This is a genomic window from Schaedlerella arabinosiphila (assembly GCF_003885045.1).
Classification (GTDB): Bacteria; Bacillota; Clostridia; order Lachnospirales; family Lachnospiraceae; genus Schaedlerella; species Schaedlerella arabinosiphila.
Genome location: NZ_RHJS01000002.1, coordinates 1,374,823 through 1,399,232 on the forward strand (window position 1 = coordinate 1,374,823; position 24,410 = coordinate 1,399,232).

Consider the following 24,410-nt stretch of genomic DNA (forward strand, 5'->3'; position numbering starts at 1 on the left):
GCAGAAAACGAAAGGAGCGGGAGCACATGAAAAACAAACAATTCAAGAAAATCTATCATGCCGCCATCTATGTCCGGCTGTCGAAGGAGGATGGCGATGTTGCCGGTGCGTCTAAGGCGGAGAGCAACAGCATTTCTAATCAGAAAGAGCTTATCAGAAATTTCCTGAAGGACAAAGAGGATATTGTGGTGGTGTCGGAACGGGTGGACGACGGGTACAGCGGTTCCAGTTTTGAGCGGCCTTCTTTCAAGCTGATGATGGAGGATATCAAGAAGGGCGTTGTGGACTGCGTGGTGGTCAAGGACCTGTCCAGGTTCGGGCGGGAGTATATTGATTCCGGCAGGTACATTGAGCGGCTGTTCCCGGCTCTGGGAGTGCGTTTTATCGCCGTCAATGACGGATACGACAGCCTGGAGGGGAAGGACCAGTCAGACGAGATCATCATTCCGTTCAAAAATTTGATAAATGACGCATACTGCCGGGATATTTCGGTGAAGATACGGAGCCATTTGGAGGTGAAGCGGAAGAACGGGGAGTTTATCGGTTCTTTTGCGCCTTATGGGTATCAGAAGGACGAGGGGTGCCGGAACCGGCTGGTCATTGACCCGGTGGCGGCTGGTATTGTGAGGGATATTTTCCGTATGAAGCTGCACGGCATGAGCCAGGATGCTATTGCGGGCAGGCTGAATGAGACGGGGGTGCTGTCTCCGATGGAATATAAGAGCGCGTCCGGGAGCAATTACCGGACCGGCTTTAAGACCGGGGAGCGGGCGCTGTGGAGTTCGGTCACGGTACGGCGGATTCTGGAAAATGAATGTTATATCGGGAATCTGGTGCAGGGCAGGCAGACGACGCCGAACCATAAGGTGAAGAAGCCCATCGTGAAGCCGGAGAAGGACTGGGTGCGGATTGAGAAGAACCATGAGCCGGTGGTTTCGGACCGGGATTTTGCTATTGTGCAGAGGCTTCTGGGGATGGATACGAGGATGTCCCCGGAGCAGGCGGAGGTGTACCCTCTGGCGGGCATGGTGGTATGCGCGGACTGCGGCGCGGCCATGGTGAGGAAGAATGTGTGTGCCGGAAAGAGGAAGTACCGGTATTATGTGTGTTCCAGGAATAAGGCGACGAAGGAGTGCGCAAGCCACAGGATCGCGGCGGAGCAGTTGGAAGAGGCGGTCCTGCAGCTTCTGAAAGTGCAGATTGGCAATATCCTTGATTTGAAGCGGGCCATGGAGAAGGTCTCTGAAATCCCGTTCCAGGAGCTGGACATCCGGGAGCTGGAGAAGCGGATTGAGCAGAAGGAAGCGGAGGTCCTACGGTGTAAGGAACTGCGGAATATGCTCTATGAGGACATGAAGGACGGCATTGTCTCCAAAGAGGACTATATGGAGCTGCATGAGGCGTATACGCAGAGGCGTGACATGGCGGAGGAAGCAGTGGGGAAGATGAGGCAGGAGATTAAGGACATTCTTGCTTCCAATACGGACAAGTACCGGTGGCTGGATTATTTTGCGGAGCATAGGAATATTGACCGGCTGACAAGGAACGTGGCGGTGGAGCTGATCGACAGGGTGAAGGTCGTGGATAAGGATACGGTGGAAGTGGTTTTCAGCTTCGGGGACTGTTACAAGGAGGTCCTGGAGGGGCTGAAACATGCGGGCTGTGAGGTGGTCTGCGACAGCCGGGGCAGGGTCCGGTTTGAGTGGAAGGAGGCGGTATAGCATGGCGAGGAAGTCTAAGAAAGTGGATTTTGTGAATGTGAACGATTTGCCGGAGGCCGGCGCCGTGCCGGCTCCGGTGAGGGCGGCCTGTTATAAGGCGGGGCTGTATGCCAGGCTTTCCGAGGAAACGGAAGAGAACCGGGAGCGGGCGACGGTGGAGACACAGATGGAGCTTCTGCGGAAGTTTGCGGCGGAGCGGGAGGATATGGTCGTTGCAAAGGAGTATGCGGATATCTCCTGCACGGGTACGAATTTTGAGCGTCCGGGATTTGGGGAAATGATGCGGGACATGAGGGACGGGGTGATTGACTGTATCGTTGTGAAGGATCTGTCCAGGCTGGGCAGGGATTATGTGGAGACGGGGAATTATATTGAGCGGGTGTTTCCGTTTTTCGGCGTGAGGTTTATTGCGGTGACGGACGGGTATGATTCGGAGAAGCCGGGCGGGGAACTGGTGATGCCGCTGAAAAATATGGTCAATGAGATGTATGTGAAGGATCTGTCCAGGAAGATGAGGACGGCTTACAGGGCAAAATGGAACAGCGGGGAGTTCTGCTCCGGCAAGGTTCCCTATGGATACCAGAAGGAGAACAGGCATCTGATACCGGACCCGGAGACAAGGGACGTGGTGGTGAGGATATTTGAGATGTTCCTTGGAGGCACTTCAATAAAGGAGATAGGCAGGATATTGTCATCCAGCGTATTGAGTCCTGCCGATTATAAAAAGATGAAAAGCGGGAAAATGTCCGGGGAAGATGGCAGGCTCCCGTGGAAAAGCACCACGGTAAGGCATATCCTGAAAAGTGAGGTCTATGCAGGGGATTATGTTCACAATAAACAGAAGCGTTCAAAGTTTGGCCAGTACGGGAAGGTATTGCAGCCGGAAGAGCAGTGGGTGGTTATCCGGGATACGCATGAGCCGCTGGTCTCCAGGGAGGTTTTCGGCAGGGCGCAGGAGATGTTGAAAAGCAATGCGGAGGATTTCAAAAGGACCCATGGGGAGAATGGTTTTGACCATGCACGGTTCAATCTGTTTGGCGGGAAGATTGTATGTGCGGACTGTGGGAAGGTCATGGGTTTCAGGACGGAAGGCATGAAACATCAGAAAGGTTTTTTCCGGTGCAGGTCTTATCTGGGCATGGGAAAAGGGGCGTGTGCATCCCATAAGATATCCGCAGGGGAGGTTGAAACGGCTGTGTTCGGCAGGATACGGGAGCATATGAGGCTCTGCCTGGACACGCAGGCTGCTGTCAGGCAGTCCAATACCAGGGGCCGGAACATGGAGAGATATGATATTTACGGGAAAGAGGCGGAGCGTATAAAGAGGGAGCTGCAAAAGGCGTCAGAGGTCAAGGCAGGGATTTTTGAGGATTACAAGAGCGGGCTGATTGATGAAGAGCAGTATGTGGAGATCAGCGGGAAATATGCCGGGAAAGTAAAGGAGCTGTCTGTAAGGCTGGAAGAGATGCTGAAAGCGCAGGAGGAATATTCCGGCGGATACTGCGTTGACAGCGGCTGGAAGGCTGTGGTGGACAGGTATCTGAATGAAGACAGGCTGACGGGGGAAATGGTACAGGCGTTTGTTGATAAGGTGGAGGTACATGAGGATGCGGGTGTTGAGATACATCTGAAATATGACGATGCGCTGGACAGGCTGTTAAGCCTTGGGGCAGAGAGGGAGGCGTTATAAATGGGCAGGATTATGGTTGCCATATATCTCCGGCTTTCCAATGAGGATCGTAATAAAGGGAAGGGCGAAGAGAGCGACAGCATTTCGGCGCAGAGGGCGCTTCTGACAAGGCATACGGAGGAACTGATGCGGGGGCGGGAGTACGGTATCACGGAGTTTTGTGATGACGGGTATTCTGGCGTTGATTTCCGCAGGCCGGGAGTGCAGGCGTTGATTGAGGCGGCAAAGAGCGGGGATATCCATATGATCGTTGTAAAGGATTTCTCACGGTTCGGCAGGGATTATCTGGAGGTGGGGCGGTTCCTGGAATATATCTTCCCTATCCTGCAGGTGCGTTTTGTGTCCGTGAATGACGGTTACGACAGTGCCGATAAGTTCGGGGCTACCGGCGGTATGAGCGTTGCGTTGAAGAACCTGGTGTATGGGATGTACAGCGCGGACTTGTCAAAGAAGGTGCGGTCAGCCAGGGATACGAGGGTGAGGAACGGGGAGTTTGTCGGGCAGTTTGCGCCGTATGGGTATCGGAAGAACCCGGAGGATAAGCATGAGCTTCTGGTTGATGAAGATGCGGCGTGGGTGGTCCGTAAGGTCTTTCATATGGCGGCAGAGGGGATCAGCCATTCGGAGATTGCAAGGCGGCTGAATGAAGAGGGGATTCCCACAAGGTATATGTATCATAAACTGAAAGGCGATAATTTCCCGGACAAACAGCCCCATGTGAAGATAAAGAAATGGGATAACAGTGCGGTCAGGGATATCGTCACAAATGAGACTTATCTGGGGACGCTGTTCTGGAACCGTGCCAAGTGCGGGATGGATACCGATAAGAAACGAGTGGAGCAGCCCAGGGAGAAGTGGATTGTGATAGAAGGGCAGCATGAGGCGCTTGTCTCCCAGGAGGTTTTTAAGAGGGCGAATGACAACCTGGCGGGGCTTGACGTGAGCGGGCGGAAGACGGGCAGGAGGAATCTGTTCTTTGTCTGCGGATACTGCGGGAAGGGGCTGCGGTTTTCCGACAGGAAGAAGGAAAAGTACCTTTGCAGGAGCCGGACGCAGGAGTTGGAGAATGACTGCCAGAGGGTGGAGGTCAGTAGGAAAGAGATTGAGGATGCGGTGCTGGAGCAGGTGAAGGTGATGGCGGGTATGCTGATGGAAGATAGGGATATCCGCAGGGAGGCACGGAAAGGTAATGAGGCATCGGAGCTTGAAGCGGTGGTTGCTGACAGTACAAAGGAGCTGGCGCAGTGGAAGGGGACGAAAATGCGTCTGTATGAGCGGTATAAGGCCGGGGAGGTTAGCCGGGAGGAATATATGGCGCTGATTGAAGAAGGAAGGGCGCGGGTGGAAGAATTGGAGCGGATCAGGCGTGAGGCGCAGGCGGAGTTTGAACGGATGCAGGAGGTTTCCGGTTCGGAGGAAATACCGGACGAGGAGCTGAACGGTCTTTCCGAGCTGGAGATTTTTGATAAGGATAGGTTGAAGGGGCTGATTGAGAAAGTGATTGTTTATGGGGAGGATGCCGTGGAGATTGTGTGGAAGGTGGGGAATCCGTTTAGGAATGAAAACTCTGCTTGAAAGATAGTTTCAATTTGGGGAAAGTAGTGATAAAATTGAGCCATGGGCAGGTAATGTCTGTGGCTTAAAATAATTAATGCAGAAAGGAAAGATTAATAATGGAAGATAAGGCATGTGTATTGGTAAATAAAAAAACTGGTGATGCGTTGTTTGAATTTGATAAAAATTATAATAGTAGAATGATAGTTAGACCATATTCTGTGCTTGTAGAAATGCTAATGAAAGATAAAAACATGCAAGAAAACCTTATTATCATTTCTGAAGAAGAATATTTTTTGTTGAGGAAAAAGATGATCGAAAATGAAGATTATATGAATGCTATGGATAAGATATGCGATGATATATCAAAAATGCTACATAATGAGTTACCAGAGGATTTAAAAAATATAATAGAATTTGATTATGAAAAGAATGATCGAAATGTTAATGGATTTCCATCAATAACAAAATGTACAGGTGATGTTGACATTAAAAATAATTTGTGGGAACGTTTAGATGCATATGAACAGTACTTTAAAAATAAAATTGCTTTTAATGCTGATTCGCAATTACTGAATGAAATAAATAGAAATATACGATATATTAAATCTGCTTGGCATATGTATCAAAAAGGAAATATTAAGAAGGCAACAGAACAGATAGAATTGTTACTGGAAAGATATGCTGATGACGATTTTTTTGTTACTGAATTGAAAAAGGCATATGGAATTAAACAGATTGCAGGTTATGATGAATTAAAAATGGAAAGATTTGATTATTCAGAAATGGAGCAACATCCTGTTACATTATATCGAGGTAGAATATCCAAACAAGTACTATGTCAGCGGAAGGAAATGTTACATCGCCCTTACAAAAAATATGAGAAAATACCAAGGCAGAGATTTACATGTGAAGGAATGCCTGCATTATATTTATCTACTACAAGTTATACAAGCTGGCTTGAGTTGGGAAAACCTAAAAAAGATTTCTATGTTTCTGCATTTGTTCCTAATGAGCGTGGCGAAATGTTACGTATATTAAATTTAGTGATTATAGAAGAGATGGTTAATGGATTTTATAATGCGCCAATTGACAAGGAGAATATAAGGAGAAAAGAACTTCAAGATAAAATGATTTCTTTTTGGCCCTTAGTAATGGCCACATCGTACAAATATTTGGATTCACATGAAGATAAAGTGGAATATATTATACCAGAGTTAGTTATGCGTAGTTTAAAGAAATTTGGTATTGACGGAGTTGCATATTTATCAAAACATGTGGAACATGATTTGCAACTTCAAATAGGTGTAAATATTGCAATTCCTATTTATGAGGAACATTTAGATCAAGGTTATGGAACTGTATCAAGATGTTTTAAAATATCAAAACCAGAAATCTATTCGGAACAGGCAAAAGAATCTTATGCTAAATGCGAGGGGGGATCTTATATTTATGATATATATTATAGACAAAATGCAAGTTATCAGCCATCTGTAAATTTGACAGAAGGAGCAATGCTTTATGGTGATACAACGTTTGCAAAATTTGATAATTACATGGTAAATAAAGAACTAAAATATTATGATGAAGAAGATTAAAAAATTTTTGTTCCTTACTTGACACGGGCAGATTTATATATCTATCATATGTGGGACTATGAAACACCTCTTTATGACATCATGGAGGGACTGGATCATGTAGTGAAGGCGGGAAAAGCCCGCTATATCGGCATTTCCAACTGTTATGCTTACCAGCTTGTCAGAGCAAATGCGCTGGCGGAAAAAGAAGGGTTCGCAAAATTTATATCCGTACAGAATCATTACAATCTCATTTTCCGGGAAGAAGAACGGGAAATGGCAAAGCTCTGTTGTGAAGATCAGATTGCCATGACACCTTACAGCGCACTGGCAGGAGGCAGACTTGCGAAATATCCCGGCGAAACTTCAAAGCGTATGCAGGAGGACAGCTATGCAAGGCTGAAATATGACGCTACCGCAGAGCAGGACGGCGCAATTATCAGCAGGGTTGCGCTCCTTGCAGAGAAAAGAGGCGTTTCTATGACGGAGATTTCTCTTGCATGGCTTATGGCAAAAGCAACCTCGCCGATAGTCGGCGCAACGAAACTTCATCATGTGGAGGGCGCGGCAAAGGCGGTGGAGCTTAAATTATCGGAAGAAGAAATTTTCTATTTGGAGGAACTTTATATACCTCACAAACTGGTGGGCGTGATGGCGCAGAATACACAGGATACTGCAAAGGAAAGTCATGTGTGGTCTGCAGGGAACCAGAAAATTTGACTGCGGGAGGCGTTGGAATGGAACGATTAAATATTGCGGAAAAGAATCATCAGGACTGGTTCGGAGGTCCTTATTTTTCCGATCAGCAATATGATCCTGAATTTGAGGAGATTGTCAGGAAATTTCTTTGCGGTGATGTCCTCGTTCATGGTACATTGTCGAATGTACAGCGGGCGCTTGTTATGCTTACAGCTTTGACGGCCAGCCAGACATGGAAACCACTTTCAAAATATGTGCTGGCGGCGCTGGACATGGGAGCAGCGCCGGAAGAAATCAAAGAAACGCTGTATCAGTGCGCCCCTTATATTGGCGTGGAAAAGGTAAAATGCGCTTTCTATACAAGAGGAACTTTGGATTTGAAAATGCGGGAGCTGGTTACATTCTGTGCGATTTGCTGTCTCGGCGGCTGTGAGCCGCAGGCGAAGGCTCATGCGGGCGCAAACTTAAGCGTGGGCAATACCCGTGAAATGCTGATTGAAGCAATTACCCAATGCCTGCCGTTTATTGGATTTCCGAGGACATTAAATGCGATTTCCTGTATAAATGAAGTAACAGCAGAAAAATAATGGAGGATTGGTATGAGGAAAGCAGTTTCAATACTTCTCCTATGTAGTACGCTGTTTGCCTTGTCCGCCTGCGGTACGGGTAAAGTGGAGGAATCTGCAGGCGGCGGGCTGAAAGATACACAGGAGGCATTATCAGAGGAAAGCGCTCAGGAAATATCCGAAAACATAGCGAAAACGGAATCATATACCGGAAGTAACATATTGATTGCTTATTTTACATGGGCGGATAATACGAATGTAGAGGATAAGGACACAGCGGTTCAGTCTGCCCTTTCCCATTATGATTCTGTCGGTGATTCGGCAGATTATGATGGAGTGGATGCAACGACATCCGCCAGTGTGCTTCCGCCCGGAAATACCGCACAGATGGCAGAGTGGATTTGGCAGCGGGTAGGAGGGGATTTATTCTCCATTACAGTAACAGAACCATATTCCAGTGATTATGATGAATGTCTTGACCGGGCTGCGGATGAAAAGGCAGAAAATGCCCGCCCGCAGCTGGTGAATCATATTGATAATATGGATGATTACGATGTGGTTTTTCTTGGATTCCCTAAACTGGTGGTATACTGCTCCAATGGCAGTCTTTTCTTTTATAGAAGAATATGATTTGTCGGGTAAAATTGTTGTACCGTTCTGTGCGCATGGAACCGGAGGGCTTGCAGCCAGCGTCAGGGATACTACGGCGGCCCTCCCTGATTCAGCGGAAGTATTGGAGCCGATTGGTGTTTATAGAGCAGACATTACTTCGGCAGAAACGGCAATCAACGAGTGGCTGGATAATCTCGGCTTTGTTGTTGCAGAAACCAATTCAGAAAGTGTGAAAGAGCGGAAATTAAGAATGATTGTAGACGGTCAGAAGATTTCGAGTACTCTTTATGATACACCTGCTGCAAATGCTTTATATGATATGCTCCCACTGGACTTGAACTTTGAGGATTTCAATGGTATTGAAAAAATCAGTTATCTTTCGCAGGAATTGCCGACGGAGGGTGAACCGGATGGCTGTGATCCAGATGTAGGTGATTTGTGCCTCTATGCTCTGTGGGGAAACCTTTCAATTTTTTATCAGGATTTCCGGTATTCGGATAGCTTGATTATGTTGGGATATATTGATTCTGGAATGGATGTTATCTCAGAAATAGACGAGGATTTCCGAGTGACACTTGAAAGAGTGGATTAAACATATATGTTTTTTTCGTACAAGGTAAGCGTGTCACTTGCTCCGAAAAGGTCAATCTGCCTTGTGTGGATTGACCTTTTGCTTTAGAAGATTGCAGAAAGGAGATATGCCTATCCAAAATAAAATACCAACCATGACCTACTCACAATACCGTAAGGCAAGAAAGCTGGTGCATGAATGCTGCAACTATGACAACGGGAGCTGTATCGCACTGGACAGTGGGGAAGGATGCGTCTGTGTCCAGAGTATTTCCTATTCGCTGATCTGCAAATGGTTCCGTATTGCCGTCCTTCCATTGGATAGGCCGTTGGAAACAGAACTGCTGTATCGGGCCAGTATGAAATGCTGTGATGTCTGCGGGCAGCCATTCCTTCCCGGTTCCAACCGGGCAAAATACTGTAAGCCCTGTGCTTCAAAAATCCACCGCAGGCAGAAAACAGAAAGTGGAAGAAAAAGAAGGCTCTTGTGTGGACAATTAGAATCAAAAAAGAGTTGATGATACAGGCTCTGCAGACAGCGGTCAGAGGGTATGAGGGATAAATCCCTTATGCCTCCCGAAATCAGATTTTTAACTGTCCATAACACTTATTGAACCTAAATAGATATCCTTTTTTTCATGGATATATGGACGCTATATGAGTTGTCAGAAGGGAATATATATGGTAGAATCTTACCAAGGAGTGATCGTGTTACAAGGTGGAAAGCCTCCCTACACTTGAAAAAGAGGGGAGGTGGTGTGGATGGAAATGTTTACGTTTCAGGATTTAATGCTGTTCGCAACATTTTTAATTGCGCTGCTTGCCTACATAGATAGGAAGAACAAGCGAAAATAAATAAGCCTACCTTGTTTCTTGGCCGATTCAGATAGGCTTATAACTTACTTATGAGGCTAACCACTTTGTGGGTGGTTGCTCTTTTTATGTCTATGATTATAACATTTTTTAGTTCACTTGTAAATATTTAGTTCAATATGTTTAATATTGAAATATATGAGGGAGAAGTTGAGTCAGGTGAATCGATGTGACTTTATTTTGATTCGAATTATGGAAAGGGGAGGTGAGACACTATGCTGGAATTTCGATATGATACGCAGCTACTGATAGAAGGAGAAAATCTGGATGAAGATGCAATCAGTGAATACTTTACTGCACATTTTAACGGAGACTGTCTGTTAGCGGTTGGCGACGAGGAGTTAATAAAAATCCATTTCCATACGAATGAGCCGTGGAAAGTATTGGAGTATTGTGCATCCATCGGGGAAATTTATGATATTGTTGTGGAGGATATGGACAGACAGGCAAGGGGATTAAAGGGATAAATTCCGTTTTATCCCCCTGATAGGTAAGAAAAAACAGTCCGGTAAAAATTTAGGCTTTTTCAAGGCCCTGGATTTTTACCGGACTGTTTCATAATGCATACCCAAGGGCACCCCATCATGGCCATACGGCTGTTTCACAAGGCATATCTGCCGCATTCGTACATGAAAAATCATGCATGAGTTTCCAGATTGGTGTATCTCCACGATAAGCGCTGTTTACATACAGTTAAGGCAGCGCCTTTACACTCCGGATTTCAGTCAGATACCGCTCCTGCGGTCATATCCAAAGGAATCTCCGCCAGAAGAGGCAGCGGGATATCCCCCTGGCCTTGGGCGGTTCCGTTTTTGTCGTAGACCTGTAAGGTCAGATGGTCTGCCTCAGACCGGTAAAAAGAAATATCATAGAGGGAGCTGCCGTCGTCCTGGCGGCTGTACCGCGTAAATTCTACATGGGTTCGGTTTCCGCCGTCGTCTGTTAATATGAAAACCAGACCTTTTTCGGCCCATTCTTCCGGGACGGTGCATTCCACATGGGTGTTGCTGGGAGTCTGTACGGCCTTTTGAACGCGGAAGCCATTTTGTTCCGAATCAATCAGAGCGGTTCGGTTATTGGAAGTATCCATGCGAACCTGAAACCGAAGCTTCCAGTTTCCGCGGACGGTCTTGTATCCGGCCATGGTATCCGAAACCAGATCCGTTTGATGGGCGCCGACTCCGTCAATCTCCAGCTCCACAGTCATTTCTTCTGCAAGCATTTCTCTGGTAAGCTCTGCAGAGCTTACGCGGGCCAGAGATACAAACGCGCCGTCCCCGGACTTTTCGCTGCCCTGGAGTGTGACCTCCGTCTCGTACCCGTTGACCGATCCATGGATGCTTCCGTAGGGGAAAGGATCGCCTTCCTCATACCGCAGCATGAGCAGGTAATCGGCCTGGTTCATCTCTGCATCTTCTGCCTGAACGGAAAATGTGTAATAAAGGTCATATCCGTCGCAGTACGCATCGGAAACCGTCATCACAATTCCGGCATCCTCCGCGCGGTTCGTCACGCTGGCTTCATTTTCCGGCGCGGCCGGCGCCTCGTCCACAGGCGCGGAATGCTCTGCGATGCTTTCGAGGGCAGTCTGGTCCTTGTGCCCGATGAGGCTGTTTGCCCTGTTTTCCAGCAGTCGTTCAAATACATCTCCCAGGATGGGAAGGTCTTTTGCGAAGGCAGGATTTGCAAAGCAGAGCCCGGACAGGAGAAAAATCATACATAGGGCTGCGGCTGCGGTCCATTTCCAGACAGCGTTTTTCGAAAACCTTCGGTTGACAGAAAAGCAGCTTTCCGAAGTCCCTTCGTGTGTATCCTCCCTGCGGGAGGCAGGGCGGCGCTGCATATTCGGATCAGGGGCTTTTATCAGGATCTGTCCGTTTCGGATCTGCGCATATATGTCTTCCAGGCGGTCGTCCATCGCCTGGGGGATGGCCACCTCTTTTTTTAGTTTATGAAAATAGTTTTGTTCAGATCTGTTCATTCTTTACACCTCACTTTTTGCTGCCAGGGTTTGCGGGACAATAAGCGGCAGGATTCGGGGACGCGCAGCTCTCTTTGAGGTAGAGCTTTTTAAAACAGCGGCGTCCTCTGGAAAGCCTTGTTTTTACCGTGTTTTCCTTCATATCCAGTATGGCTGCGATCTCCCGGATAGTAAATTCCTCTACATAATAAAGATATAATACGATCCGGTAAGGTTCTTTCAGGAGATTCAGAAGCTCCAAAAACTCCTGGATAGAGGTATCAGGATTCTGATATTCCAGCTCGGGATGCTCATGAAGGGGAACCAGATTCTTGCGTCCCCGCAAAATGCGGTTGCACTGATTGATCAGGATTCTGGTGAGCCAGGTTTTAAAGTACCTGGGATCTCTCAGCGACCGCAGGTTTTCATAGCATCTCAGCACCGTGTCCTGGACGGCGTCCACCGCATCTGCTTCATTTTTCAGGATCGCCATTGCTGTTTTATACAGGGTCTGCCGGTTTTGGCCGATCAGTTCCACGAAGGCATCGCTGTCGCCGGCCTGGGCAAGTTTGACGTGTTTTACCAGATTTGCCACACAAACACTTCCTTTCTTTGGTACGTTTTTCTATATCTCTCAACCGATTGATAGTTATTAGATAAAAAAAACCGGAAAAAGGTTTCACAAAAAAAAGAAAATTGGATGCGTCAGATTTTTAGAATCCCCTGGTTATATTCATTTTCAAATGCCGTCTTATACTTGTCTGTGACAACGGAGGTGTAAAGGTTGGAGGCAAGGATGTCATGGGTCAGCATTTTTCTGCCCGCAGGCTCGATTCCCTGGTCATCGTAGGGCCTGGTGAGCAGCGGCAGAGGGCTCTTTTTGGCAATGGCCGAGACGACCTTTTCGCAGTCCCGGCGGAATCCGAGAAGGCGGGCATAAAAGTGGGGGCCGTTTTCCAGATATTCATTGACCGCCGTTTTCTTGATGCCCAGCATGATATGGAGCAGGGCGCGGTTGATCCGGGTCTGGGTCACGTCCCTTGTTTTTACAAGTTCACAGAACTGCTTATAATTAAAATAATCATTCAGCTGCCCGCAGATTCGGTTTGCCAGGTCCCTGGACACGTCCATATAGCGCGGAAGGGTCTCGGGCCGTTTGTTCAGCAGCTTGTATTTTAGGATCAGGGAAAAATCATTCTGATAAATCGGATATTTGACCCTGTGGTAATCCTTTAAAAGCTCCAGGCAGCTTTGGGGAACCTGCTCCTCCAGCTCGCCCAGAATATTTACGAAGGGCGTGTTTTCAAAGGTGTGCGCGGAGGATACCCCGCTCAGCGCACAACCGGAATAGGCCAGCAGGGAGCGGATGGCGGAAGCGGAGCCGAAAGGGGATTTGAGATCCTGGTCGTGGTAGTGGGAGCCTTTGCGGCGGATGGTGTAAGGACGGATTTTGCTGCCGCGCTTTTTCAGTGCTTTCAGGTATTCGACGCCCAGGATGTTGTTGGGGTCGCGGAGCAGAATCGAATATGGTTCCGTTTCCATGCAGGCGGTAAGGGCCTCCTCCCGCGCGGAAGGAAAAGACATGCCCTGCTTTAGGCAGTCCTTTAAACGGGTCTGGTATGCTTCAGGTTCTTCCAGAAGGATGTCTGCCGCGGTTTCCATTCCTTCCAGGTCGCCGCATTCGCTTCCGAAGCAGAGGGAATCCACGATCCCAAGCTGGTCGAGAAAGGAAACCGCCCCATAGGCAAATAATTCGGCGCTTCCGGTGGCGTAGCAGACGGGCAGCTCAAACACGGCTGCGGCGCCGCATTTCAACGCCATCTCGGCCCGCAGCCGCTTGGGCATGATGGCGGCGGTGCCCCGCTGTACGTAGTCCCCGCTCATGATGACCACCGCAATATCTGCCCCGGTGACCTCCTTCGCAGCCTGTATATGGTATTGGTGCCCATTGTGAAATGGATTGTATTCTGTGATCAAACCGACAATTTTCATGAGAAACTCCTTGTATATCCTTTTGAGAACCATTATACTATATCTTATTGAACATTAGTAGTTCAATAAGTACAAAATGTAGAAAAAAACATTGTATTGTGAAAAAATAGATTGCTTTAGCCGGAAATTGCTCGAATTTACTTACTATATCAGGTTCTTTGGTTCATGATTTTTTGTGAGGGAGGCAATTTATTTACAGGAAAGAGGGTGCATGGGATGATCAAAGAACAGATACTCGCATTGCTTGAGGAAAGAAAATTTAAAGAACTGAAAGAACTGTTGGAAACCGTGCATCCAGTGGACATTGCGGAAATGCTTGAAGATATCAGCAAGAAGCAGATGATCCTGATCTTCCGGCTTCTGGCAAAGGAAGAGGCGGCGGATGTATTTACGGATATGAACAGCGACATGCGCGAATACCTGATCAATACGCTGACGGACTCCGAGCTGGAAGAGGTCATGGACGAGATGTATGTGGACGATACGGTAGACGTGCTGGAAGAGATGCCGGCCAATGTGGTGGACCGTCTGCTGATGGTGACGGACGAGGATACGAGAAAAAAGATCAACGCCCTGCTCCAGTACCCTGAGGACAGCGCGGGAAGCATCATGAATATAGACTACGTCAGCCTGCGCAGGGAGATGACGGTGGAGGAGGCCATCTTAAAGATCCGTCAGGTGGGGATCAACAAGGAGACGATTTACACTTGTTATGTGACGGAAAAGAAGCGTCTCATCGGCGTGGTGGATGTGAAGGACTTGCTGACAGCAGGGGAGGCCAGGCTGATTGAGGAGATCATGGATGAAAATGTGCTCTGCGCAAAGACTCTGGACGACCAGGAGGAGGTGGCTTCTTCCATCCGGAAGTACGGCCTGGTGGCGATGCCGATCATCGACCATGAGAACTGCCTGGTGGGGATCGTAACGGTTGACGACGCTATGTATGTCCTGCAGGACGAGACAACGGAAGATATCAGCATCATGGCCGGTGTCAGCCCCAATGAGGATTCTTATTTCGGAACCTCCGTATTCCGGCACGCGAAGAACCGTACTCTGTGGCTCATGCTCCTGATGCTCTCGGCCACCGTGACCGGAGAGATCCTGCGGCATTATGAGGAGGCTATGTCGGTGATGCCGGTGCTGATCACGTTTATTCCCATGCTCATGGGAACCAGCGGAAACTGCGGCTCCCAGAGTTCCACCATGGTGATCCGCGGGCTGGCGGTGGGAGAGATCGAGTTCCGGGATTTCCTCCGGGTGATCTTTAAGGAAATCCGCGTGGCGCTTGTGGTAGGGCTTCTTCTGGCAGCAGTCAACGGGATTCGGATCTACCTGATGTATAACCAGGATATCATGCTGGCCTTTGCGCTGGGGGTGACCATGATCGCGGTGATCGTCATGGCAAAATGTATTGGGTGCACGCTGCCGCTTCTGGCGAAGAAGATCGGGGTGGACCCGGCGATCATGGCGGCTCCGCTGATTTCCACGATTATGGATACGTGTACGATATTGATGTACTTTACGATTATAACGGCGTTTTTCCGGTTGGGAGGGTGAATGGGGGAGATGGTTTCAATTGACCTAGGGAGTAGGATTATAGTGATTCCGTCCGCAGTGCAGCTCGATTACGCTGCGCTTCATCTCGCTCACGGGCATGCGCCCTATGAAAAAGAACAGGAAAGATTCTGCTTACGTGCGAGCACGACGCAGCCTCTTTCCTGTTCTTTTTCGCACTGCTCATTGCCAGCGTGGAGATTGTTCTTAAAAATAGACATGGAAATATCTTGTATACAAAAAACGTTTGCGTTATAATGATAGGCAGAAAAAGGAAAGGTGGCTTTTAATTATGGGATTTATTGATGAAATCAAAGCAAGAGCAAAGTCAGACATCAAGACAATCGTGCTTCCGGAGACGGAGGACGAGAGGACCTACAAGGCTGCTGAGGCAGTTTTGAAGGAAGGGACAGCGAAGCTGATCCTGGTAGGAAGCAAGGAAGAGATTGAGAAGATGGGAGCCGGATACGATCTCACCGGAGCGACCATCGTGGACCCGGCGGACAGCGACAAGACAGAGAGCTATATCGCAAAGCTGGTGGAACTGCGTCAGAAGAAGGGCATGACCGAAGAGCAGGCAAAAGAACTTCTGTTGAACAATTATCTGTACTACGGCGTCATGATGGTGAAGATGGGCGATGCCGACGGCATGGTATCCGGTGCGTGTCATTCTACGGCGGACACCCTTCGTCCCTGCCTGCAGATCTTAAAGACAAAACCGGGCACAAAGCTGGTTTCCGCATTTTTCGTGATGGTAGTGCCGAACTGCGACATGGGCGCGGACGGAACCTTCATCTTCGGCGATTCCGGCCTGGAACAGAATCCCGATCCGGAAAAGCTGGCGAACATCGCGGTTTCATCCGCAGAATCCTTCCGTATCCTGACAGGCAAGGAGCCCATCGTGGCAATGCTGTCCCATTCTACAAAGGGAAGCGCAAAGCATGCGGACGTGGACAAGGTTGTGGAAGCAACCCGGATCGCGAAGGAGCTGGCGCCGGAACTCAAACTGGACGGGGAACTGCAGCTTGACGCGGCGATCGTTCCTTCTGTCGGAGAATCCAAGGCACCGGGCAGCCCGGTAGCAGGACATGCCAATGTACTGATCTTCCCGGATCTGGATGCAGGCAATATCGGATATAAGCTGGCGCAGAGACTGGCAAAGGCGGAAGCTTACGGGCCCCTTACCCAGGGAATCGCCGCTCCGGTCAACGACCTGTCCCGGGGCTGCAGCGCGGAAGATATCGAGGGCGTGATTGCGATCACAGCCGTACAGGCACAGGGCTGAAAACACGCTGTGGACTGCATAACGGCCGGGTGCGCCCTGAGGCAATGAGAATGCACTCTCTGTCAGCGCGGCATTCGGCAGTATAAGAAAGATATTATCAATATCAGGAGGAACATAAGGAAATGAATGTATTAGTGATAAATTGCGGAAGCTCTTCTTTAAAATTCCAGTTGATCAATTCCGACAGCGAGGAAGTCCTGGCAAAGGGACTCTGCGAGCGGATCGGGATTGACGGAAGCCTGACCTATCAGCCGGCAGGCGGCGAAAAGGTAAAGTCCGACAAGGCAATGCCGACCCATACCGAGGCCATTCAGTTTGTGATCGACGCCCTGACAGATCCCGACACCGGCGTAGTTAAGAGCCTGGACGAGATCGGAGCGGTTGGACACCGTGTGGTACATGGTGGAGAAAAATTTGCGTCCTCCGCAGTCATTACAGAGGAAATGAAAAAAGCAGTGGAAGAGTGCAACGACCTTGCGCCGCTGCACAACCCGGCAAACCTGATCGGAATCAATGCCTGTGAGAAGCTGATGCCCGGCACCCCCATGGTAGGCGTATTCGATACGGCGTTTCACCAGACCATGCCGGAGAAGGCGTATATGTACGGCCTGCCCTATGCATACTATGATAAGTATAAAGTAAGACGCTACGGCTTCCACGGGACAAGCCACAGCTTCGTATCCAAGAGGGTTGCGGAGATCGTTGGGGTTCCCTATGAGGCGACCAAGACCATCGTATGCCACCTTGGAAACGGCGCCAGCATCTGTGCAGTACTGAATGGAAAATCCGTAGACACCTCCATGGGCCTGACCCCGCTGGAAGGTCTGGTGATGGGAACCCGTTCCGGGGACATTGATCCGGCAATCCTGGAGTTCATTGCAAAGAAGGAGAACTTAGACGTTGCGGGACTGATGAAGATGCTGAACAAGGAATCCGGCGTATACGGACTTTCCGACGGCGTATCCAGCGATTTCCGTGATCTGTGCGCGGCGGCGGATGAAGGCAAAAAGCCGGCCCAGATCGCCCTGGAGGTCTTCGGCTACAGAGTGGCAAAATACGTCGGCTCCTATGCGGCGGCCATGAACGGCGTGGACAACATCGTATTTACCGCAGGCATCGGCGAAAACGACGGGGATATGCGTGAGAGGATCTGCGGATATCTGGGATATCTGGGCATCGAGATCGACAAAGAGGCAAACGCAAAGCGGGGCGAGGAAGTGATCATTTCCACTCCGGATTCCAGGGTAAAGGTTCTGGTGGTTCCGACCAACGAAGAACTGGCCATTGCAAGAGAGACTGTAGCGCTTGTAAAATAAAGCAGGGAGCTGCGTAACAGAATTTTTGCGAAAACCTGATTTTTTTGTTGACAAACAGATTTCTCATGATATAATAGTTTAGGTATGAATAGGAGTAAACAGCAATGTTGATGAACCTTTCAGGCGTATTATCAGAACAGCACAGGCCCATAGACGAGACGGTTTTGCCGGAGCTGGAATCCATTCAGCTTAAGTCCAGGGTATATCCGGTGATCCAGAAGGAACCGGTACATGTGACTGTCGCGCACAGGAAGGACAGGGAGCTGCAGATTCAGGCGGATGGGAAGGTTACGCTTCGGATTCCATGTGACCGCTGTCTGGAAGAAGTGGAGTATGAGTTTTTGCTTCATTTTACCAGATATGTGGATTTGGGGTGTTCGGATGCTGAACTGAGAGAAGGATTCGACGAATCTGACTTTATCAACGGATATCATCTTGACGTGGACAAGATGCTCTTTCAGGAGATTTTGATGTGCTGGCCGGAGAAGGTACTCTGCGGGGAAGACTGCAGGGGAATCTGCAATGTATGCGGTCAGAACCTGAATAAAGGGAGCTGTGACTGCGAGGATACAGGGCTTGACCCAAGGATGTCCGTTGTCCGTGAATTGTTTAAGAATTTTAAGGAGGTGTAACCGATGTCGATCTGTCCAAAAAATAAATCTTCAAAAGCCAGAAGAGACAAGAGAAGAGCTAATTGGAAGATGAGCGCTCCGAACCTGGTAAAGTGCAGCAAGTGCGGAGAACTTATGATGCCTCACAGAGTATGTAAGGCATGCGGCTCATACAACAAAAAAGAAATCATTTCCGTTGATTAATGACGGGAACAAAGAGACTTTCCGGGTTCGGAGGGTCTCTTTTTTTCTGGTTGAACCGTATTTTATGATTGATAACATGCTGCTTTATGAGTATACTAAGGTAAAGTGTCACAAGTTCCTGCACCTGTTTGAAAGAACAGGCAAACCAGAAAGACAAAAATATTCAAAAAAGTATTCAATCATGGAGCTGAACAAAAAGAAAGGAGGAGAACCCCCATGCTGACATTGATTCGGAATGCGAAAATCTATGCGCCGGAATATCTTGGCGTACAGGATGTTTTGACCGCGGATTCCAGGATTTTAAAGATCGGGCCGGATATCCCCGAAGTCCGGGAATACGATGTCCAAACGATTGACGGGACAGGCATGCTTTTGTTCCCGGGATTTATCGACAGCCACGTACATATCTTAGGAGGCGGCGGAGAGGGCAGTTACCATACCAGGACGCCGGAGATCATGCTGACAGACATCACCACGGGCGGCGTGACTACGGTCGTGGGCTGTCTGGGAACCGACGGTACGACGCGGAATATGGCGTCCTTGCTGGCAAAAGCCAGGGGACTGGAGGAGGAAGGGATTACCACATACATATATACCGGCTCTTACCAGATCCCGGTGCGCACACTGACGGGAAACCTGATGGACGACCTGATCCTGATCGACAAGGCAATAGGCTGCGGGGAGATCGCAATTTCCGACCACCGCTCGTCCCAGCCCACGAAAGAAGAATTTGCCAGGATCGTGGGAGACACAAGGACAGGCGGTATCCTTTCCGGAAAGGCCGGAGTGGTGAACATCCATATGGGGGACGGGAAGCGGATGCTTGCATACCTGCGTTATGTGGTGGAAGAGACGGAGATCCCGCCCTCCAACATGCTGCCCACCCACATCAACCGGAGCATGAGGCTTTTAAAGGAGGGGATGGATTACGCGAAAACCCTGGGCGGTTTTCTGGATCTGACCACAAGCTCTGATCCGGATTATCTGGAGGAGGACGAGGTCAAGGCAAGCACCGGTCTGAAAATGCTGCTGGATGAGGGGGTGCCGGAGCATCAGATCACATTTTCATCGGACGGACAGGGCAGTATACCGATCTTCGGCAAAAACGGAAAATTTGTCGGGCTGGGAGTGGGCAAGGTGACGTCTCTGTACCGGGAGGTCCGGGACGCGGTCCTGACAGATCGGGTGGGGCTGACCCAGGCGCTGAAAACGGTCACCTCAAACCCGGCGGATCTGCTGAAACTGGAGCGCAAGGGACGCATCGCCGCTGGAAAGGACGCCGACCTGGTGCTTGTGCAGGAGGATACCATGGAGATCGACACGGTGATGGCAAAGGGAAATCTCATGGTATATAAACAGAAGGCAGTCAGAAAAGGGACTTTTGAAAATCTTTAAATAAAGGAATGGAGAGCAAGCTATGGAAACGAAAAAAAGAACGATACAGATGCCGCACACTTATGTGATCATTTTCTTTGTCATCTTATTTGCGGCGGTATTGACGCTGTTTGTCCCTCTGGGGCAGTATGAGACAAAAGAGATCACGTATATGCAGAACGGGGAGGAGAAGTCCAGAACCGTACTCGATCCGGAGAGCTTCCAATATGTGACGGATGAGAACGGCAGAAAAATGACTCACACCGCCCCTCTGTTCGGAACCGAGGATTTCGGCGGGCAGGGTATCCTGAACTATGTATTTGAAGGGCTGACCGTCGGGGACAAATGGGGCTCCGCAGTGGGGATTGTAGCATTTATCCTGGTCATCGGCGGCGCGTTCGGGATCGTGCTGAAAACAGGAGCCGTGGACCAGGGGATTCTGGCCATGATCGAAAGGACAAAGGGAACGGAAAAATATCTGATTCCGGTTTTGTTCGCCCTGTTCTCCCTGGGCGGCGCGGTATTCGGAATGGGCGAGGAGGCGATTCCTTTTGCCATGATCCTGGTGCCCATGTTCATTGCCATGGGTTATGACGCGGTGGTAGGGGTCTGTGTGACCTACTGCGCTACCCAGATCGGATTCGGGGCATCCTGGATGAACCCTTTTAGTCTGGCGATTGCCCAGGGGATCGCGGAGGTGCCGGTGCTCTCCGGCGCGGGCTTCCGTATCGTTCTCTGGTTTGTATTTACGGGTATCGGGATGGCATTTACCATGTTCTATGCGGCTAAGATCAAAAAAGATCCCAGGGCTTCCGTTGCCTATGACAGCGATGCGCGGTACAGGGAAGAATTTCAGGAAAATGACGAGAGAAAAGCAGATTTCCGGCTGGGCCACAAGCTGATCCTGCTGGTGATCCTTGCCACCATGATCTGGACGGTATGGGGCGTTGTTGCGAAAGGCTTCTACATTCCGGAGATCGCGTCGCAGTTCTTTGTGATGGGCCTGGTATCCGGAATCATTGCGGTGATTTTTAAGCTCAATGACATGCGCGTTAACGACATTGCATCTTCCTTCCAGAGCGGCGCGGCTGACCTGGTGGGGGCGGCCCTGGTAGTTGGTATGGCGCAGGGAATCATCATCATCCTGGGCGGGACGGATGCTTCCTCCCCCACCGTATTGAATACGATTCTCCATGGGATCAGCAGCGGGATGCAGAATTTCCCGGCAGTGATCTCCGCGTGGCTGATGTATGTATTCCAGACCGTATTCAATTTCTTCGTGGTATCGGGCTCGGGACAGGCTGCGCTGACCATGCCGATCATGGCGCCCCTTTCGGACCTGGTAGGCGTGTCCAGACAGACGTCGGTACTGGCATTCCAGCTTGGAGACGCCTTTTCCAACCTGATCGTGCCCACCTCCGGATGTCTGCTCGGTACACTCGGCGTTGCGAAGCTGGAATGGGGAAAATGGGCGAAGTTCCAGATTAAAATGCAGGGCGTATTGTTTGCAGGGGCGTCTCTGGTTATGGTGATCGCGGTGCTGATTGGATTTTGATACCATCGTATGCAGAAAAGCTGCCAGGGCAGGTTTTCTGCATATTGTGAAAAAAATGAAGAAAAGAATGCCCCATCTGCGGAAATTCTGTTATAATATGGGACAGGTTCAGGTAAAATGTAAACCAGAGGGGTGAGCTGAACCGGTATGCCTGTAACACCCAGGCATCACGATAAAAAAAGAAAGTGCAGGTAGAAAATCATGTCAGAAGAAGTAAATAACGGCGGATGCACGGAGGAATCCTGTGCAGGATGCGCCCATGCCGGAAATTGTGAGAGCAAGAAAGAGGATCTGCGTGCTCCGGCCAACGCATATTCCAATGTGAAGAAGGTGATCGGTGTCATCAGCGGGAAGGGTGGCGTCGGAAAGTCGCTTGTGACCGCGTCCCTGGCCCGGATGATGAAGGAAAAGGGATATAATGTAGGGATCCTGGACGCGGATATCACGGGGCCCTCGATTCCGAAGATGTACGGAATTCACGAGCAGGCAAAGGGGACGGAGGAAGGCATTTATCCCTGTATCGCAAAGGACGGGACAAGGATCATGTCTGTGAACCTGCTTCTGGAGGATGAGGATGCGCCGGTGATCTGGCGGGGGCCTATCATTGCAGGCGTGGTGACTCAGTTCTGGTCGGATGTGATCTGGGACGACCTGGATTATCTTTTTGTGGATATGCCGCCCGGAACCGGGGACGTACCGCTGACCGTATTCCAGTCGCTTCCGGTGGACGGGGTGGTGATCGTGACTTCTCCTCAGGATCTGGTGCAGATGATCGTCAAAAAGGCATACACCATGGCAAGGCAGATGAACATCCCGGTGCTTGGCATCGTGGAGAACTACAGCTATGTCAAATGTCCGGACTGCGGAAAGGAACTCCGGATTTTCGGAGAAAGCCACATTGACGAGATCGCGGGAGAATTAGGCGTGCCCGTACTCGGCAGGATGCCCATTGATCCGGCGATTGCTGAAGTGGTGGAAGAAGAGCGGTTCTATGAAGCGAAGAATCCTTATCTGGATGAAATAGAGCTGTAAAGAGGTTTGTTCCGAAAAAAAACGGGGAGGCTGACACATGGTCGGCGGCTCCCCGTTTTTTTTCTTTTACTTCATCACAGCTTTGATGACACGATCCACCATCTTTTCGCTGCGGGGCAGAAAGATGCCGGCCACCGGCCCCACCAGAGCGGCGCAGATGATCGTCCCGATTCCCACGGCTCCGCCCATGAAAAATCCGGCTGTCACAAAGCAGACATCCACGACGATACGGGTCACACTGAATGGCCGGTGCAGCTTGTCGCTGATCACGATTGCCACCAGGTCATTGGGGCCTACCCCGGAGTCGGATTTCATTACGATGGTCATACCGAATGCCAGGATTCCGCAGCCGGCCGCCAGGACCAGGATACGCACCGCAAACGGATTGCCGGAATGGATGAGCCCGCCCAAAAGCAGGGTGAAAAAATCAATGATGGGTCCGCCGCAGACCATGCACAGGATCGTGCCGATCTTGATATAGCTGCGGTCAGCGATCAGCAGGACCAGGATGATCAGAAAACAGATCGCCATATGTACCCGGCCGTGTGTAAGCAGCGTCCATCCCGTCATATGCTGCGCCGTCCGGAACAGGCCCTGGATCAGCACGTTGAACGGGTCCGCGCCGAGGTCGGCCAGGAGGAACAGGGTGACGCCCAGATGGGCGATGGTCAGTCCGACGAATAATATGACGATCCGCAGTAGGATTTCTTTGAGAGTTCTTTTTGCCATGTCAATGTCCTTTCTTTGAATAAGCATCATCATAAAGCACTGTGAGAGCGCCCGGTTCAGGCAGAATGAGACGGCGCTCCGGACAATGTAATCATTATATCGGCAAATCAAGCCTGCGTCAATTGGGAAATATGAATGATTCTCTATAAGTTGAAATTGTGAGCAGAAACGTATATACTTTACTTATACCCAAGGGCATCCCATTATGGCCATATGGCCGTTTTACAAGGTATACCCAATGGCATCATAGCAGCAAACAGACAGAGGAGACAAAGAGATGATACTTTATATTGTAAGGCACGGAGAGACAGATTGGAATAAAGCGCGCAGGGTACAGGGATTTTCCGATATCCCCTTGAATGAATACGGAAGGCATCTGGCGCGTCAGACGGCGGAAGGGATGAAGGAGATCCGTTTTGACCTGGCTTACACAAGCCCCCTGATCCGGGCCAGGGAGACCGCGGAGATCATCCTGGAAGGCAGGAACATCCCTCTCATTGAATCCGACGGGATCAAGGAAATGGGATTCGGGGCCTATGAGGGGATGTGCGTCACCGGAAAAGAAAAGACGGCGGAGATGGAAGCCTTTCAAAAATTCTTTTCCGATACAGGCAATTTTGTGCCGGCAGAGGGCGGGGAGAGCATCGCGGACGTGATGGAACGGACGGGCAGCTTTCTGAGAGAGCTGTGTACAAATCCGGATCTGCAGGGAAAGCACATCCTGCTGTCCACCCACGGGGCGGCTATGACCGCATTTTTGAATCACATCCGGGGAAACCTGGAATCAGCGGATTTCTGGAAATGGCATGTGCCCGCCAACTGCGCGGTGACCACCGTGGAGGTGAAGGAAGGCGTGCCGGCCATCCTGGAGGAGAGTAAGGTATATTACAAAGAACCTGTAAAACGCTGGAATATAGAATAGGAAGCGGGCCGATC

23 protein-coding genes and 2 pseudogenes are annotated in these 24,410 nt (G+C 49.8%); 20 read left to right on the forward strand and 5 right to left on the reverse strand.

The genetic code is table 11. The features are described from left to right. The first annotated feature begins 26 nt into the window (after positions 1–26). The 11 genes and pseudogenes from EBB54_RS06880 to EBB54_RS06920 all read left to right on the forward strand — a co-directional run bounded on the left by EBB54_RS06880 (position 27) and on the right by EBB54_RS06920 (position 10,329). Positions 27–1,721, forward strand: a complete 1,695-nt coding sequence (locus EBB54_RS06880) for a recombinase family protein (RefSeq protein ID WP_125126879.1) — start codon at positions 27–29, stop codon at positions 1,719–1,721. Between the two features lies 1 nt (position 1,722). Then, positions 1,723–3,411 carry a recombinase family protein gene (locus EBB54_RS06885; protein WP_125126880.1) on the forward strand — a complete coding sequence of 563 codons (1,689 nt, stop codon included), beginning with the start codon at positions 1,723–1,725 and terminating at the stop codon, positions 3,409–3,411. Continuing rightward, positions 3,412–4,986: a recombinase family protein gene (locus tag EBB54_RS06890; protein ID WP_125126881.1), complete on the forward strand. Its 1,575-nt coding sequence runs from the start codon at positions 3,412–3,414 to the stop codon at positions 4,984–4,986. 98 nt (positions 4,987–5,084) lie between these two features. Next, positions 5,085–6,563, forward strand: a complete 1,479-nt coding sequence (locus tag EBB54_RS06895) for a hypothetical protein (protein ID WP_125126882.1) — start codon at positions 5,085–5,087, stop codon at positions 6,561–6,563. A gap of 30 nt (positions 6,564–6,593) precedes the next feature. Further along, a pseudogene (locus tag EBB54_RS06900) lies at positions 6,594–7,262 on the forward strand (aldo/keto reductase); the annotation flags it as partial. Positions 7,263–7,279: 17 nt separating this feature from the next. Then, on the forward strand, positions 7,280–7,828 hold the full coding sequence (locus EBB54_RS06905; protein WP_125126884.1) for a carboxymuconolactone decarboxylase family protein: 549 nt from the start codon (positions 7,280–7,282) through the stop codon (positions 7,826–7,828). A gap of 12 nt (positions 7,829–7,840) precedes the next feature. Next, positions 7,841–8,437 carry a flavodoxin gene (locus EBB54_RS06910; RefSeq protein WP_205128748.1) on the forward strand — a complete coding sequence of 199 codons (597 nt, stop codon included), beginning with the start codon at positions 7,841–7,843 and terminating at the stop codon, positions 8,435–8,437. Next, a complete protein-coding gene (locus EBB54_RS30760; RefSeq protein ID WP_205128749.1) occupies positions 8,406–9,011 on the forward strand; it encodes a cyclophilin-like fold protein in 606 nt (201 codons plus the stop codon). The genes EBB54_RS06910 and EBB54_RS30760 overlap by 32 nt, the downstream gene beginning before the upstream one ends. 106 nt (positions 9,012–9,117) lie before the next feature. Next, positions 9,118–9,507, forward strand: a complete 390-nt coding sequence (locus EBB54_RS06915) for a cysteine-rich VLP domain-containing protein (RefSeq protein WP_243127574.1) — start codon at positions 9,118–9,120, stop codon at positions 9,505–9,507. Positions 9,508–9,751: 244 nt separating this feature from the next. Then, the gene (locus EBB54_RS31870) at positions 9,752–9,844 is read left to right on the forward strand and encodes a putative holin-like toxin (RefSeq protein WP_004075933.1); all 93 of its coding nucleotides are present in this window, start codon (positions 9,752–9,754) and stop codon (positions 9,842–9,844) included. A gap of 233 nt (positions 9,845–10,077) precedes the next feature. Further along, positions 10,078–10,329, forward strand: a complete 252-nt coding sequence (locus EBB54_RS06920) for a hypothetical protein (RefSeq protein ID WP_004068746.1) — start codon at positions 10,078–10,080, stop codon at positions 10,327–10,329. Between the two features lie 142 nt (positions 10,330–10,471). Here EBB54_RS06920 and EBB54_RS32190 read toward each other — a convergent pair. The 4 genes and pseudogenes from EBB54_RS32190 to EBB54_RS06940 form a co-directional block, all read right to left on the reverse strand. Continuing rightward, positions 10,472–10,555, reverse strand: a pseudogene (locus EBB54_RS32190) (nuclease); the annotation flags it as partial. A 28-nt stretch (positions 10,556–10,583) separates the two neighbouring features. Beyond that, the gene (locus EBB54_RS06930; protein WP_125126885.1) at positions 10,584–11,843 is read right to left on the reverse strand and encodes a DUF4179 domain-containing protein; all 1,260 of its coding nucleotides are present in this window, start codon (positions 11,841–11,843) and stop codon (positions 10,584–10,586) included. Positions 11,844–11,853: 10 nt separating this feature from the next. Then, complete coding sequence (locus tag EBB54_RS06935; protein WP_125126886.1) at positions 11,854–12,417, reverse strand: RNA polymerase sigma factor; 564 nt, start codon at positions 12,415–12,417, stop codon at positions 11,854–11,856. A gap of 110 nt (positions 12,418–12,527) precedes the next feature. Continuing rightward, a complete protein-coding gene (locus EBB54_RS06940) occupies positions 12,528–13,814 on the reverse strand; it encodes a nucleotidyltransferase (RefSeq protein WP_125126887.1) in 1,287 nt (428 codons plus the stop codon). A 216-nt stretch (positions 13,815–14,030) separates the two neighbouring features. Here EBB54_RS06940 and mgtE point away from each other — a divergent pair, with 216 nt between their 5' ends. The 8 genes from mgtE to EBB54_RS06980 all read left to right on the forward strand — a co-directional run bounded on the left by mgtE (position 14,031) and on the right by EBB54_RS06980 (position 22,745). Further along, positions 14,031–15,371, forward strand: a complete 1,341-nt coding sequence (gene mgtE, locus EBB54_RS06945; protein WP_125126888.1) for a magnesium transporter — start codon at positions 14,031–14,033, stop codon at positions 15,369–15,371. 289 nt (positions 15,372–15,660) lie between these two features. After that, on the forward strand, positions 15,661–16,653 hold the full coding sequence (pta, locus tag EBB54_RS06950; RefSeq protein ID WP_125126889.1) for a phosphate acetyltransferase: 993 nt from the start codon (positions 15,661–15,663) through the stop codon (positions 16,651–16,653). Between the two features lie 122 nt (positions 16,654–16,775). Further along, positions 16,776–17,969, forward strand: a complete 1,194-nt coding sequence (locus tag EBB54_RS06955) for an acetate kinase (protein WP_004068728.1) — start codon at positions 16,776–16,778, stop codon at positions 17,967–17,969. Positions 17,970–18,073: 104 nt separating this feature from the next. After that, on the forward strand, positions 18,074–18,601 hold the full coding sequence (locus tag EBB54_RS06960) for a YceD family protein (RefSeq protein WP_125126890.1): 528 nt from the start codon (positions 18,074–18,076) through the stop codon (positions 18,599–18,601). A 3-nt stretch (positions 18,602–18,604) separates the two neighbouring features. Continuing rightward, a complete protein-coding gene (gene rpmF / locus EBB54_RS06965; RefSeq protein WP_004068723.1) occupies positions 18,605–18,784 on the forward strand; it encodes a 50S ribosomal protein L32 in 180 nt (59 codons plus the stop codon). Positions 18,785–19,000: 216 nt separating this feature from the next. Further along, positions 19,001–20,179 carry a beta-aspartyl-peptidase gene (iadA, locus tag EBB54_RS06970; RefSeq protein WP_125126891.1) on the forward strand — a complete coding sequence of 393 codons (1,179 nt, stop codon included), beginning with the start codon at positions 19,001–19,003 and terminating at the stop codon, positions 20,177–20,179. 22 nt (positions 20,180–20,201) lie between these two features. After that, positions 20,202–21,713 carry a putative basic amino acid antiporter YfcC gene (gene yfcC, locus EBB54_RS06975; RefSeq protein ID WP_125126892.1) on the forward strand — a complete coding sequence of 504 codons (1,512 nt, stop codon included), beginning with the start codon at positions 20,202–20,204 and terminating at the stop codon, positions 21,711–21,713. Between the two features lie 201 nt (positions 21,714–21,914). Then, entirely contained in the window at positions 21,915–22,745 is an 831-nt protein-coding gene (locus EBB54_RS06980; protein ID WP_125126893.1) for an Mrp/NBP35 family ATP-binding protein, read from the forward strand. Between the two features lie 66 nt (positions 22,746–22,811). On the opposite strand, the gene EBB54_RS06985 is transcribed toward EBB54_RS06980, so the two are convergent. Next, positions 22,812–23,474 carry a YczE/YyaS/YitT family protein gene (locus tag EBB54_RS06985; protein ID WP_125126894.1) on the reverse strand — a complete coding sequence of 221 codons (663 nt, stop codon included), beginning with the start codon at positions 23,472–23,474 and terminating at the stop codon, positions 22,812–22,814. Between the two features lie 277 nt (positions 23,475–23,751). Here EBB54_RS06985 and EBB54_RS06990 point away from each other — a divergent pair, with 277 nt between their 5' ends. Next, positions 23,752–24,396 (forward strand): histidine phosphatase family protein, encoded by a 645-nt coding sequence (locus EBB54_RS06990; protein ID WP_125126895.1) that lies wholly within the window; start codon positions 23,752–23,754, stop codon positions 24,394–24,396. Positions 24,397–24,410: the final 14 nt, after the last annotated feature.